The 13,245-nt window shown below is 68.9% G+C and carries 12 protein-coding genes; 6 read left to right on the top strand and 6 right to left on the bottom strand.

Annotated elements, in window-relative coordinates:
* Window position 1 precedes the first annotated feature (1 nt).
* From sufC to P3H15_RS25730, 4 genes are all read right to left on the bottom strand, one after another.
* Window positions 2-811 (bottom strand): Fe-S cluster assembly ATPase SufC, encoded by an 810-nt coding sequence (gene sufC / locus P3H15_RS25745; protein WP_276139833.1) that lies wholly within the window; start codon window positions 809-811, stop codon window positions 2-4.
* Between the two features lie 45 nt (window positions 812-856).
* On the bottom strand, window positions 857-2,086 hold the full coding sequence (gene sufD, locus P3H15_RS25740) for a Fe-S cluster assembly protein SufD (RefSeq protein WP_276139832.1): 1,230 nt from the start codon (window positions 2,084-2,086) through the stop codon (window positions 857-859).
* Complete coding sequence (gene sufB, locus P3H15_RS25735; protein WP_072942082.1) at window positions 2,086-3,546, bottom strand: Fe-S cluster assembly protein SufB; 1,461 nt, start codon at window positions 3,544-3,546, stop codon at window positions 2,086-2,088. The genes sufD and sufB overlap by 1 nt, the downstream gene beginning before the upstream one ends.
* A 95-nt stretch (window positions 3,547-3,641) precedes the next feature.
* Window positions 3,642-4,298, bottom strand: a complete 657-nt coding sequence (locus P3H15_RS25730; protein WP_276139831.1) for a metalloregulator ArsR/SmtB family transcription factor — start codon at window positions 4,296-4,298, stop codon at window positions 3,642-3,644.
* A gap of 225 nt (window positions 4,299-4,523) precedes the next feature.
* Here P3H15_RS25730 and mptB point away from each other — a divergent pair, with 225 nt between their 5' ends.
* The 5 genes from mptB (at window position 4,524) to P3H15_RS25705 (ending at window position 10,521) form a co-directional block, all read left to right on the top strand.
* Complete coding sequence (gene mptB, locus P3H15_RS25725; RefSeq protein ID WP_276139830.1) at window positions 4,524-6,308, top strand: polyprenol phosphomannose-dependent alpha 1,6 mannosyltransferase MptB; 1,785 nt, start codon at window positions 4,524-4,526, stop codon at window positions 6,306-6,308.
* 6 nt (window positions 6,309-6,314) lie between these two features.
* Entirely contained in the window at window positions 6,315-7,259 is a 945-nt protein-coding gene (locus P3H15_RS25720) for an ABC transporter ATP-binding protein (RefSeq protein WP_276139829.1), read from the top strand.
* Window positions 7,256-8,056, top strand: a complete 801-nt coding sequence (locus P3H15_RS25715; RefSeq protein ID WP_276139828.1) for an ABC transporter permease — start codon at window positions 7,256-7,258, stop codon at window positions 8,054-8,056. The genes P3H15_RS25720 and P3H15_RS25715 overlap by 4 nt, the downstream gene beginning before the upstream one ends.
* Window positions 8,053-9,489 carry a hypothetical protein gene (locus tag P3H15_RS25710; RefSeq protein ID WP_276139827.1) on the top strand — a complete coding sequence of 479 codons (1,437 nt, stop codon included), beginning with the start codon at window positions 8,053-8,055 and terminating at the stop codon, window positions 9,487-9,489. The genes P3H15_RS25715 and P3H15_RS25710 overlap by 4 nt, the downstream gene beginning before the upstream one ends.
* Before the next feature lie 69 nt (window positions 9,490-9,558).
* Window positions 9,559-10,521 carry a heme A synthase gene (locus P3H15_RS25705; RefSeq protein ID WP_276139826.1) on the top strand — a complete coding sequence of 321 codons (963 nt, stop codon included), beginning with the start codon at window positions 9,559-9,561 and terminating at the stop codon, window positions 10,519-10,521.
* On the opposite strand, the gene P3H15_RS25700 is transcribed toward P3H15_RS25705, so the two are convergent.
* The gene (locus tag P3H15_RS25700; RefSeq protein ID WP_206005037.1) at window positions 10,518-10,883 is read right to left on the bottom strand and encodes a hypothetical protein; all 366 of its coding nucleotides are present in this window, start codon (window positions 10,881-10,883) and stop codon (window positions 10,518-10,520) included. The two genes, P3H15_RS25705 and P3H15_RS25700, sit on opposite strands and share 4 nt — an antisense overlap.
* Window positions 10,884-10,962: 79 nt before the next feature.
* Between P3H15_RS25700 and P3H15_RS25695 the strand changes: the two genes are divergently transcribed.
* Window positions 10,963-11,928: a quinone oxidoreductase gene (locus tag P3H15_RS25695; RefSeq protein WP_276139825.1), complete on the top strand. Its 966-nt coding sequence runs from the start codon at window positions 10,963-10,965 to the stop codon at window positions 11,926-11,928.
* 34 nt (window positions 11,929-11,962) lie between these two features.
* Here P3H15_RS25695 and P3H15_RS25690 read toward each other — a convergent pair whose 3' ends face one another.
* Window positions 11,963-12,946 carry a heme o synthase gene (locus P3H15_RS25690; RefSeq protein WP_276139824.1) on the bottom strand — a complete coding sequence of 328 codons (984 nt, stop codon included), beginning with the start codon at window positions 12,944-12,946 and terminating at the stop codon, window positions 11,963-11,965.
* Window positions 12,947-13,245 lie beyond the last annotated feature (299 nt).

The following is a 13,245-nucleotide window of genomic DNA, read 5'->3' as shown; positions in this document are numbered from 1 at the left end:
TTTATGCTCCTTGCGTTGCTGCAGCCTGGGTGAAGCGCTCGTAGCCGTTCGCCTCGAGCTCGTCGGCCAGTTCCGGCCCGCCCGACTCGACGACGCGACCGCCGACGAACACGTGGACGTACTCCGGCTTGATGTACCGGAGGATGCGCGTGTAGTGCGTGATCAGCAGGATTCCGCCGTGCTCGCGCTCCTTGTAGCGGTTCACACCCTCGGAGACGACGCGCAGGGCGTCGACGTCGAGTCCGGAGTCGGTCTCGTCGAGGATCGCGATCTTCGGCTTCAGCAGGCCGAGCTGCAGGATCTCGTGGCGCTTCTTCTCACCGCCGGAGAAGCCTTCGTTGACACTGCGCTCGCCGAACGAGGGGTCGATGTCGAGTTCGGTCAGCGCCTCCTTGACCTCCTTCACCCAGTGGCGGAGCTTCGGGGCCTCGCCACGGACGGCGGTGGCCGCGGTGCGCAGGAAGTTCGACATCGAGACGCCGGGAACCTCGACGGGGTACTGCATCGCGAGGAACAGTCCCGCGCGGGCCCGCTCGTCGACGGTCATCTCGAGGACGTCCTCACCGTTGAGGGTGATGGACCCCGAGGTGATCTGGTACTTGGGGTGGCCCGCGATGGCGTACGACAGCGTCGACTTGCCGGAACCATTGGGCCCCATGATCGCGTGCGTCTCGCCGGACCGAACCGTCAGGTTCACACCCTTGAGGATGTTGATCGGCTCGGCGTTCTCGTCGGTGTTCGCGACGTCGACATGCAGGTCCTTGATTTCCAGGACCGAGGTTTCGGGGGTGGAAGCGTCAGGGGTAGACATTGTGATCCTTCGAAGAAATGGGAAGTAATGGTCCGGCGGCGCGGCTCAGACGCCGACTGCGGCGAGTTCGGCCTCGACGGCAGCCTCGAGACGCTCGCGGATTTCGGCGACGGCGATCTTGTTGATGATCTCGTGGAAGAACCCGCGCACGACGAGTCGCCGTGCCGCGTCCTCGGGGATTCCGCGGGCGCGCAGGTAGAACAACTGCTCGTCGTCGAATCGACCCGTGGCGCTGGCGTGGCCGGCACCCACGATCTCGCCGGTCTCGATCTCCAGGTTCGGGACCGAGTCCGCGCGAGCACCGTCCGTGAGGACGAGGTTGCGGTTCAGCTCGAACGTGTCGGTGCCTTCTGCCGCCGCACGGATCAGGACGTCGCCGACCCACACGGTGTGGGCGTCGGGCTTCCCCGACTCCGGATCACCCTGCAGGGCGCCCTTGTAGACCACGTTGGACTTGCAGTGCGGCTGCGAGTGATCCACCAGCAGTCGCTGCTCGAAGTGCTGTCCCGCGTCGGCGAAGTACAGACCGAGCAGTTCGGCGTCGCCGCCGGGGCCGTCGTACTTGACGGTCGCGGACAGGCGGACGAGGTCGCCGCCGAGGCTCACGGCGTTGTGCCGCAGGACCGCGTCCCGGCCGAGGCGCGCGTGATGCGACACCACGTGCACGGTGTCGTCCGCCCAGTCCTGGACGGCGACGACGGTGAGGTGGGCGCTGTCGCCGAGCACGAATTCGACGTTCTCGGCGAACGTGCCGCTGCCGCGCTGGTCGATGACGACGGTCGCCTTCGCGAACGCGTCGAGCCGGATCTGCAGGTGCCCGAAGGCGACCTTGCCCTCGCCCGGGCCCGTGATCGTGATGTTGATCGTCTCCGCGACCTCGACCTCGCGGCCGACGGTCACGACGGTCGCCGTCTCGAAACCCGAATACGCCTGTGCGGCCACACGGTCGGCGGGAACGCCGGCCTTGCCCAGCCGGTCGTCGTCGCGTCCGACGGTCTCGACCTTCACGGCGTCCGAGTCGGCGACGTCGACGGTGGCCGTACCGTTCGCCACGGCCGATCCGTCGTGCAGTCCGCGCAGACGGCGCAGCGGGGTGAACCGCCAGACTTCGTCACGACCACCCGGGATCTCGAACGCGTTGACGTCGAACGACGTGAAGACCTCGCCCTTGTTGGCGATCGGCGAGCCGGTGGACGTCCGCGCTATCCGCGGATTCTCGCCCGCGACGGCTCCCGTGACTCCGAGATTCTGGACACCAGTTTCTGGCGTGGTCACTAACCCACCGCCCCTTCCATCTGCAGTTCGATCAGGCGGTTCAGTTCCAGGGCGTACTCCATCGGGAGTTCCTTGGCAATCGGCTCGACGAAGCCGCGCACGACCGTGGCCATGGCCTCGTCCTCGGTGAGCCCGCGGCTCATCAGGTAGAACAGCTGGTCGTCGCTCACCTTCGACACGGTGGCCTCGTGACCCATGGTCACGTCGTCCTCCCGGATGTCGACGTACGGGTAGGTGTCCGAACGGCTGATCTGATCGACCAGCAGCGCGTCACACTTGACCGTCGACTTGGAGCCGTGGGCACCCTTGTTGACCTGGACGAGTCCGCGGTAGGACGCGCGTCCGCCGCCACGGGCCACCGACTTGCTGATGATGGTCGACGACGTGTGCGGCGCGAGGTGCAGCATCTTCGCACCGGTGTCCTGGTGCTGGCCCTCACCGGCGAATGCCACGGAGAGAACCTCGCCGCGGGCGTGCTCGCCCATCATCCAGACGGCCGGGTACTTCATGGTGACCTTGGACCCGATGTTGCCGTCGATCCACTCCATGGATCCGCCGGCCTCCACCTTGGTGCGCTTGGTGACCAGGTTGTAGACGTTGTTCGACCAGTTCTGGATGGTCGTGTAGCGGCAGTGGCCGCCCTTCTTCACGATGATCTCGACCACCGCGGAGTGCAGGGAGTCGGACTTGTAGATCGGTGCGGTACAGCCCTCGACGTAGTGCACCGAGGCGCCCTCGTCGACGATGATCAGGGTCCGCTCGAACTGGCCCATGTTCTCCGTGTTGATGCGGAAGTAGGCCTGCAGCGGGATGTCGACGTGCACGCCCGGCGGGACGTAGATGAACGAGCCACCCGACCACACCGCGGTGTTCAGCGCGGAGAACTTGTTGTCGCCGGCCGGGATGACCGTTCCGAAGTACTCCCGGAACAGTTCGGGATGCTGCTTCAGACCCGTGTCGGTGTCGAGAAAGATGACGCCCTGCGACTCGAGGTCCTCACGGATCGAGTGGTAGACGACCTCCGACTCGTACTGAGCCGCGACACCGGCGACGAGGCGCTGCTTCTCGGCCTCGGGGATGCCCAGCTTGTCGTACGTGTTCTTGATGTCCTCGGGCAGGTCTTCCCAGCTCTCGGCCTGCTTCTCGCTCGAGCGCACAAAATACTTGATGTTGTCGAAGTGAATTCCTTCGAGGTCCGATCCCCAGTTCGGCATCGGCTTCTTGTCGAAGGTCTTCAGCGCACGCAGCCGGATGTCGAGCATCCAGTCCGGTTCGCTCTTCTTCGCCGAGATGTCGCGCACGACGTCTTCGGACAGACCGCGCTGCGCACTGGCACCGGCCTCGTCGGAATCGGACCAGCCGTACCCGTAATGCCCGAGTGACGCGATGGTCTCTTCCTGCGTGAGCGGCTCGGCGTTGGCCGACGCAGTGGATGTCACCTGGTCTGATGTGACGGTCATGCGAGCTCCTTCCGGAGTCTTGTTACGAGACCGGCGAGGGCTGGTCGCCGGTGGAAAACAGGTTGCTGACTAGGGGATCTATCGGGATAGCGTTGCTATTTGGGACCGGACGGTGGGACGAGTGGAACGTGGGTGGTGCAGGCGCAGTCGCCGTTCGCGATGGTCGCGAGCCGCTGGACGTGGGTGCCGAGCAGCTGGGCGAACGCGGCCTGCTCGGCTTCGCACAGTTCCGGGAATTCCTCGGCGACGTGCGAGACCGGGCAGTGGTGCTGGCAGATCTGCACGCCGTTGCCGACCGGGCGGGTCGAGGCCGCGAAGCCGGCGGTGGTGAACGCGTCGGCGATGGCGTCGGCCGTGGTTTCGAGGCCCTCGGCGCTGTGATCCGCGGCCGGGGTGACGTCGCCGACGATCGCCTGCACTCGGCGGCGAGCGAATTCGGTGATCGCGGCGTCTCCCCCGACCTCCCGCAGTTGGCGCATGGCCGCGCCCGCGAGGTCGTCGTACGCGTGACCGAGCCTGCCGCGGCCCTTGGCGGTGATCTGGAAGTATTTGGCGGGCCGTCCCCGTCCGCGGTGACGCACGGCGACGGAGGACGCCTCGCGCGCCTCGCCGGATTCGAGGAGTGCGTCGAGATGACGACGGACACCGGCGGCGCTCAGGCCCAGGCGGGTTCCGATTTCCGACGCGGTGATCGGCCCCTCTTCGAGGAGGAGCTTCACGACGGCCGCGCGGGTGTGCCCTTCGTGGCCCACGGCGACGGGTGACGCGGTTGCGACAGGCGCCGCCGAAGAAGGCGCGTGAACTGCGCTTTCCTTCGTTGCACGTGGTGTCGTATCCGTTTTCACAACACCAGTGTGACGGAATTCCGATCGCAGGTCTACTAAGGGTGCCCTGCCTTACACCTGTGATTATGTGCCGCCCGGGCGCGGGAATACTGGCCGAACCGGCCGTGTTCGGCGCACCGCTACGCTGCCTGTGTGCCGCAGACCCCCGAGAACCCGGAGCCGACCCGCGCGGAGCCGACCTTGACGGCTCGCGCCGCTCTTCGACATCCGGCCGAGCTCGTCCGGCGGGCGCTGGGCATCGACGGACCCTCCCCCCGCTCGTCGGTGGCGGCCTCTCTGCACGGCGACGAGCCGGAGACCGCAGGCCTGAACGGCCAGGAGACCGCGCAGCTCCGCGGCATCCGCCGGTTCGGCGCGACCGGCGCCGTCCTGATGGCCGTCGGCGCACTGGGCGCCGGCGCCCAGCCGGTACTGCAGAACCCCGTCCAGGGGCTGCGCATCATCGGACTTCCCGCCCGGATCCCCAGCGTCGCGCTGACCCTCGCCATGACCGGCACCGTGATGATCGTGCTCGCGTGGCTGCTGCTCGGACGGTTCGCGATCGGCAGTCTGCAGTCCGGAGCGGTGCGCCGCCTCAACCGGTCCCAGCTCGACCGCACCCTGTTGCTATGGATCATCCCGCTGTCCGTCGCGCCGCCGATGTTCAGCAAGGACGTGTACTCGTACCTCGCGCAGAGCGAGATCGCGGCCCGCGGGCTCGATCCCTACGCCATCGGTCCCGCGGGCGCTCTCGGCGTCGATCACGTCCTGACCCGCACCGTGCCGACGATCTGGCGGGACACACCGGCGCCGTACGGCCCGCTGTTCCTCTGGATGGGGCGCGGGATCAGCTGGCTGACCGGCGAGAACATCGTCGCGGGAATCTTCCTGCACCGGCTGCTTGCGCTCGCCGGTGTGGCCATGATCGTGTGGGCGCTCCCCCGCCTGGCGCGCCGTTGCGGCGTCGCCGAGGTCAGCGCCCTCTGGCTGGGCGCCGCCAACCCCCTGTTGCTGTTCCACCTGGTCGCCGGGATCCACAACGAGGCACTGATGCTCGGCCTCATGCTGGCAGGGATCGAACTGGCGCTGCGGGCCGTCGAACAGGCGGATCCGATCCGCGGGCAGTCCCTTCTCCTACTGCTGTCGGGGGCGGCGCTCATCGCCCTGTCGTCGACGATCAAGATCCCCTCCCTGCTCGCGCTGGGATTCGTCGGGATGGCGCTGGCCAGGCGATGGGGCGGAACCCCGAAAGCGGTGCTCACCGCGGCCGCACTGCTCGGTGGGGTGGCTCTGGTGGTCACCCTCGTCATCAGCACGTCCAGCGGGCTCGGAATCGGCTGGGTGCACACGCTCGGCACGGCGAACGCGGTCCGCAGCTGGATGTCGATTCCCACGCTCCTCGGACTGGGCACCGGACTGGCCGGGGTTCTGCTGGGCCTCGGCGATCACACGACGGCGGTGCTGAGCCTGACCCGGCCGATCGCCGCCGTCGCTGCGGCGTTCATCACACTCCGGATGCTCGTCGCCACCCTCGTCGGCCGCATCCACGCGGTCGGCGCGCTCGGACTGTCCCTCGGCGCGGTCGTCCTGCTGTTCCCCGTGGTGCAGCCCTGGTATCTGCTGTGGGCGGTCCTGCCGCTCGCCGCCTGGGCCACCGCACCCGCGTTCCGGGTCCCCGCGATCGTCTTCTCGTCCATCGTCAGCGTCATCCTGATGCCGAACGGCGGCGAGTACCAGCCCTTCGTCATCGTCCAGGCCGCCATCGCGACCATCTTCACGGCGGGAACGCTCATCGTGATCACCCGCAACCGCCTGCCGTGGCGGGTCGGTCCGGGGCAGCAGCCGGCCGTGCCGGAACCGCAGGATCCGCCCCGGGACGACGCCAGCGCGGAAAGCCGGGGCACCGGCCGGGTCACACCCGGCCAGGGCTTACGCTGATTCCCCGTGACCTCGCGAACGCCCGGATCGGCGCAACCTGCTGTACGCCTGGAAGGCGTGGTGAAGACCTTCGACGGTGTGAGGGCCGTCGACGGGCTCGATCTCACCGTCGAACCGGCACAGGTCGTGGCGTTGCTCGGTCCCAACGGCGCGGGTAAGACCACCACCGTCGAAATGTGTGAGGGTTTCGTCCGCCCCGACAGCGGAACCGTCCGCGTCCTCGGACTGGACCCCATTGCCGATGCCGGTGCCGTCCGGGCCCGGATCGGTGTGATGCTGCAGGGTGGCGGCGCGTACCCCGGTTCCCGGGCCGGCGAGATGCTCGACCTGGTCGCCGCCTACTCCGCCGATCCCCTCGACCCCGAATGGTTGCTGCGCAGCCTCGGCCTCGAGGAGGCGCGTCGCACCCCGTACCGCCGGCTGTCCGGCGGGCAGCAGCAACGCCTGTCCCTGGCCTGCGCACTGGTCGGCCGCCCCGAACTGGTCTTCCTCGACGAACCCACCGCCGGGCTCGACGCCCAGGCCCGCCTGCTGGTGTGGGAATTGATCGACGCGCTGCGCCGCGACGGCGTCAGCGTGCTGCTGACGACACATCTGATGGACGAGGCGGAGGAACTCGCGGACCGGCTCGTCATCATCGACCACGGGTCGATCGTCGCCGCCGGAACGCCCGCCGAGGTCACCAGCCGCGGCGCCGAGGGCCAGTTGCGGCTCACCGCACCTGCCGGTCTGGACACCGGGCCGCTCGCACGGACCCTCCCCGACGGCTTCCGGGTGGCCGAGTCCGGACCGGGCACCTACCTCGTCGAGGGGCCGATCGACCCGAAGGTGGTGGCCTCCGTCGCGTCGTGGTGCGCCGACCTGGACGCCCTGATCAGCGACATCCGCGTCGACCAGCGCAGCCTCGAGGACGTCTTCCTCGAACTCACCGGCCGGGAACTGAGGGGATGACGATGAGCACCAGTGACCGTCTGACGGAGAATCGTTTCGCCCCCGGCACGTTCACACCCGATCCCCGCCCGAGCGGCGCGGCGGTCATGCTGCGGGCGCAGACCGCGCTCGAGCTGAAACTGCTCCTGCGCAACGGCGAACAGTTGCTCCTGACGATGTTCATCCCGATCACGCTGCTGATCGGGCTGTGTCTGCTGCCCATCGGCGACCTCGGAACGTCGCGCGTCGACAAGGTGGTGCCCGCCGTGATGATGGTGGCCGTGATGTCCACCGCGTTCACCGGGCAGGCGATCGCGGTCGGTTTCGACCGCCGGTACGGCGCCCTCAAACGGCTCGGCGCGACTCCCCTGCCTACCTGGGGAATCATCGCCGGGAAGAGCGCCGCGGTGGTCATCGTCGTCGCCCTGCAATCCGTCCTGCTCGGTGCGATCGGGCTGGCCCTCGGCTGGCGACCGAGTGCGTGGGGACTCGTCCTCGGCGCCGTCGTCATCGCCCTGGGCACCGTGACGTTCGCGGCGATGGGCCTGCTGCTCGGCGGCACCCTCCGCGCCGACATCGTCCTCGCCCTCGCCAACATCCTGTGGTTCGTGATGGTCGGCGTCGGCAGTGTGGTGTTCGCCGCCGGCGACCTCCCCTGGCTCCTCCACACCGGGGCCCGGCTGATTCCGTCCGGAGCGCTCGCGCACGCGCTGGACGCTGCACTGTCGGGTTCGGTGGACGTGCTCAGCGTCGTGGTCCTCGCCGTCTGGGGCGCGGCCGCGGGAGCCCTGGCCGCCAGGACGTTCCGATTCACGTGATCCGTCGACTCACGGCCCGCCGCGCAGGCACCGTTCTCGCTGTTCTGCTCGCCGTCCTCTGGGGTGGCGCGCTGCCCGCGGGCGCCGCGCCGCAGTGGGGTCCGCCTGCGTCGCCGAATCCGTTCCTCGGACCCGCGGGCACGTCCACGATGCACGGCGACGCGGGGTCCACCGACGTGACGCCGCTGCCCGGTCCCGGCAGCGACCCCGTCACGCTGTCCGCGTACCCGCTCGTGTCCGCGTGCCCGACCCTCCTGCAGGGTTCCGACCGGCTCGTCGTCGCCCTGTGCACGTCCGTGGCCGGCCAGGTTCCCACCGTGCACCTGATCGACCCCGCGGCCCCGGCGGCGCCGTTCGGCGGCTCGCTCGCCACGTTCGCGCTGGCGAAGGGCAGCCTGCTCGGTGGCGTGTACGCGTTCCTCGACAACGACAACCGCCTGGTCGTCGTCGACGGCAACCGTCAGCTACTGCGCCTCGGACATTCGAAGGATCCCGCAGGCCAGTGGCGTATCGCCGTCGACTCGCACGTCGACCTGTCCGGCAGTGTTCCCCAGGGCGACAACGTGACCGGGCTGACGCCGGACTGGCAAGGCAACGTCTGGTTCGCGACGGGCGGCGGTGTCATTGGAGCCGTGGACCGTGGCGGTGTCGCGCACACCCTGCCGCTGGCCGCGGGCGAACAGGTGCAGAACAGCATCTCCACCTCGCCTGCAGGCGCCGCGGTCGCGACCACGCACGCCCTGTACCAGTTCGCGCTCCGCGACGGTGAGGTCCGTCTGGATTGGCGCCGCGAGTACGACCGCGGACCGGACCGGAAGCCGGGGCAGCTGAGCCACGGCACCGGATCCACCCCCACCTACTTCGGACCGTCCACCGGCAGCGATTTCGTCGCGATCGTCGACAACGCCGACCCACAGGTGAATCTCCGGGTCTTCCGCGCCGATTCCGGCGACGAGATCTGCACCCTCCCGGTGCTCGGCAACCCGGGCGGCAGCGAGAACTCACCGATCGGCATCGGCAACTCGGTGTACGTCGCCGGGACGTACGGCTACCCGTATCCCACCGTCCCGGACGGGGCGGGACCGGCCGTTCCGACAAACGCGCCCTTCACCGGCGGCATGACGCGGGTGGACATCGACCCGATCGGCTGCCACCAGGTGTGGAGCAACGACGTGCGCAGCGCCGCGGTCCCGCACCTGTCGACCGGCGACGGCCTGCTGTATACCGTGATCCGCCAGGGATTCGACGTCACGACGCCCCTGGACGGTTTCGCGTTCGCGGTGATCGACCCGTCCGACGGCTCCGTCGAGCACACCAGCCCACTCCCCGGCACCGCCGTCAACGACACCCTGCAGATGTCCGGACTCGTCACCGATACCGGCGACTTCTGGCAGGGCACGGTGACCGGCATCCTGCGCATTCGCGGCGAGTAGCACGAAGTCGGCCGCGCCGCCACCGGCCCAACGACACGCTGTAGTTGACCGCCCTCTACCATCGATGCCGTGCTGTATCGCGGGTTTCTGAGCCTGGTAGACCGTCTCCCCCTTCCGTCGCTGACCGTGCAGCGTGTCATCGCGTTCGCGGTGATCCTCACGCAGGGCGGCATCGCCGTGACCGGGGCCGTCGTCCGGGTGACGGCCTCCGGCCTCGGCTGCCCCACGTGGCCGCAGTGCTTCCCCGGCAGCTTCGTGCCGGTCGGGCACGGCGAGGTCGCCGTCGTCCACCAGGCGGTCGAATTCGGCAACCGGCTGCTGACGTTCGTCGTCGTCGTGGCTGCGGCCCTGATCGTCCTCGCGGTCACCCGCGCGCGCCGCCGCAAAGAGGTCCTCGTCTACGCGTGGATGATGCCTCTCGGCACCGTCGTGCAGGCAGTCATCGGCGGTGTCACGGTGCTCACCGGACTGCTGTGGTGGACGGTCGCGGTGCACCTGCTCGCATCGATGGCGATGGTGTGGCTCGCGACCGTGATGTACGCGAAGATCTGCGAACCGGACGACGCCCCGGCGATAAACGTGATCCCGGCACCGCTGCGCTGGCTCACCGCGCTGTCGGCTGTCGCTCTGGCCGGGGTCCTCGCCGCCGGAACGCTGGTCACGGGTGCGGGACCGCACGCGGGAGACAAGAGTCTCGACCGCGTTGTTCCCCGCCTCGAGGTGGAAATCGTCACGCTCGTGCACCTGCATGCACAACTGCTCGTGGGTTATCTGGCGTTGCTGGTCGGCCTGTGCTTCGGTCTGTACGCCGTCGGCGCCGGCCGGGCGGTGAAGGTCCGGGTGCAGGTTCTGCTCGCGCTGGTGGTGGCGCAGGCGCTGATCGGCCTGGTCCAGTTCTTCACGGACGTTCCCGCCGCCCTGGTGGCGTTCCACGTCGCGGGGGCCGGGCTGTGCACCGCGGCCACCGCGGCGGTGTGGGCCGCGGGACGCACCCGCGAGTACGTCACGCAGCCCGATACCGCGAGCGTCTAGCGCTCGTTGCGGGCCTTCGGGAACCGGGTCTGCCGCGCGACCCAGCCGGCCATCTTCTGGATGTGACCCTTGCGGGGCGTGACGATGCTGGTGATCGCGCGGTCCCACTCCGAGACGGTGACGTCGTCGAGCGAGGCGACGACGGCGTTCGCGGTGGCGAGATCCTCGACGACCTGGTCACCGAGGATGCCGTCGGCTCCGACGAGGGTGATCCGGACGCCGGCGAGCCCGATGGGCTGGATGACGGCGCTGGCCGAACCGCCGTGCTCGGCGACGAACTTCTTGATCGCGTCGACCGTGTGGGACGGCAGCGAGGGCGCCGGGCTCGAGGGGGCCTGTTCCGCATGGGTGTCGGTACTCATGGTCCGAGAATACTGGGCGGTAGACGCGCCGCGTCCGCCAGGCTCCGTGCGGCGGGCCGCGCCGTGTAGAACTGAAACCATGCGCGCTATACAGGTTTCCCGTCTCGGTGGTCCCGACGTCCTCGAACCGGTAGAGGTTCCCGAACCCGAGATCGGAGCGACGGATCTGCTCGTTCGCACCGACGCGATCGGCATCAACTTCATCGACACATACTTCCGGACGGGGCTGTACCCGCGGCCGCTGCCCTACGTTCCGGGTGACGAGGGCTCCGGCGTCGTGGAGGCCGTCGGCGGCGATGTGGCGGATTTCGCACCCGGCGACCGGGTGGCCTGGTGCGCCGCTCCCGGCAGCTACGCGGAGAAGGTGGCCGTGCCCGCGGCGGCCGCGATCGCCGTCCCCGACTCCGTGCCCGCCCCGCAGGCCGCCTCTGCGCTGCTGCAGGGCATGACCGCCCATTACCTGGCCCACTCCACGTACCCGATCCGATCCGGCGACACCGTCCTCGTCCACGCCGGGGCGGGCGGAGTCGGCCTGATCCTCACCCAGATGGCGACGACGCTGGGCGCCCGGGTGATCACCACGGTGTCCTCCGATGCGAAGGAGCAGCTGTCCCGTGACGCCGGAGCCCACGAGGTGCTGCGCTACGACGACGACATCGCGGCCCGGGTGCGGGAACTGACCGACGGCGAGGGCGTCGCAGCCGCGTACGACGGTGTCGGCGCGTCCACGTTCGAAGCCAGTCTGGCGTCGGTGCGGATCCGGGGAACGGTCGCGCTGTTCGGTGCGGCGAGCGGGCCGGTGCCGCCGTTCGATCCGCAGCGACTGAACCCGGCAGGTTCGCTGTTCCTCACCCGGCCGACGCTCGCGCACCACGTCCGCAACCGGGAGGAACTGACGTGGCGGGCGGGAGACGTGTTCGCCGCCCTCGCCGACGGTGCACTCACGGTCCGGGTGGGAGCGGAGTACCCGCTCGAGCGGGCGGAGGAGGCGCACCGCGACCTCGAGGCGCGGGCGACGACGGGATCGATCGTCCTGCTTCCCTGACGCGGAGCGTCGACTCAGGTCCTGGGGCGCAGTGTCAGCTCAGCAGGCTGCCGACGGTCTGCAGTCCCAGCACGGAGTCGACGGCGAGCCCGACGAAGACGATGGCCAGGTAGTTGTTGGACTGCAGGAAGAGGCGGAGCGGTTTGACGGCTGCTCCGCCTCGCACGCTGCGGTACAGCTGGTGAGCCATGAGCAGGAACCAGGCGCCGGCGACGAGGGTGACGGCGGCGTAGACGACCCCCGCGGCGGGGACGAGCACGAGCGACGTGACCACCATCGCCCAGCTGTACAGCAGGATCTGCTTGGTGACGTGCTCTTCGGTGGCGATCACCGGCAGCATCGGGACACCGGCCGCCTTGTAGTCCTCCTTGTAGCGCATCGCGAGCGCCCAGGTGTGCGGCGGCGTCCAGAAGAAGATGACCAGGAACAGCACGATGGGCTGCCAGCTCAGCGATCCGGTGACCGCCGACCAGCCGACCATGACGGGCATGCAGCCCGCGGCGCCGCCCCACACGACGTTCTGCCAGGTCCGGCGCTTGAGCACCATCGTGTACACGAGCACGTAGAACGCGATGGTCAGGACGACCAGGCACCCGGCGAGCAGGTTCGCCCGCCACCACAACCACAGGAACGACGCGACCCCGAGGGTCATGCCGAACACGAACGCGTGCGACGTCGGCACCGCGTCGCGGGCCAGCGGCCGCCGCGCGGTGCGCTTCATGACCTTGTCGATGTCGGCGTCGACGACGCAGTTGAGGGAGTTCGCGCTCGCCGCACCCATCCATCCGCCGAACAGCGTGCTGAGGATCAGCAGGATGTCGACGTTGCCGCGGTCGGCCAGCAGCATCGCCGGGATGGTCGCGACCAGCAGCAGTTCGATCACCCGCGGCTTGGTCAACGCGATATAGGCCAGGACCTTGCCCGTGACGCGACCCAGCACCGTGTCGGTGCCGGTCGCGCGGGGGGCGGGGCTGGGGCTGCCGAAGCCGTGTCCGCTCGGCTGATGCCCTGTCCGCACGTTCTCTCCTCGCACCACGCGTAATTCCACATCCGAATGCCGGCGACTGCTCCCGAAGTCCTTCGCGACGGCCGGCCGTTCTACTACAAACGATGGTAGACCGCCGTAATGCGCGAACCGAATCGACCCGGATACGACCGCGCACTAGGCTGGAGTCGCACAAGAGGCCCACGCATCCTCAGGCTCCACGTTCACCCATGTCAGGAGACTTCTGCCCGTGTCGATCACAGACGACATCCACGTCCTCACGCAACCGGTTCATCCCGCCGACTGGACCGAACTGGACACCAAGGCCGTCG

Source organism: Rhodococcus sp. T2V (assembly GCF_029269925.1).
GTDB lineage: Bacteria > Actinomycetota > Actinomycetes > Mycobacteriales > Mycobacteriaceae > Rhodococcus_F > Rhodococcus_F koreensis.
Note: the sequence above shows the minus strand (reverse complement) of the source record. Positions and strands in the feature narration are given on the sequence as shown.

Excerpts from the sequence above, each read along its gene's own strand:
- sufC (WP_276139833.1), bottom strand. The coding sequence starts at position 811 with ATGTCTACCCCTGACGCTTCCACCCCCGAAACCTCGGTCCTGGAAATC.
- sufB (WP_072942082.1), bottom strand. The coding sequence starts at position 3,546 with ATGACCGTCACATCAGACCAGGTGACATCCACTGCGTCGGCCAACGCC.
- P3H15_RS25715 (WP_276139828.1), top strand. The coding sequence starts at position 7,256 with ATGACGATGAGCACCAGTGACCGTCTGACGGAGAATCGTTTCGCCCCC.
- P3H15_RS25700 (WP_206005037.1), bottom strand. The coding sequence starts at position 10,883 with ATGAGTACCGACACCCATGCGGAACAGGCCCCCTCGAGCCCGGCGCCC.
- P3H15_RS25695 (WP_276139825.1), top strand. The coding sequence starts at position 10,963 with ATGCGCGCTATACAGGTTTCCCGTCTCGGTGGTCCCGACGTCCTCGAA.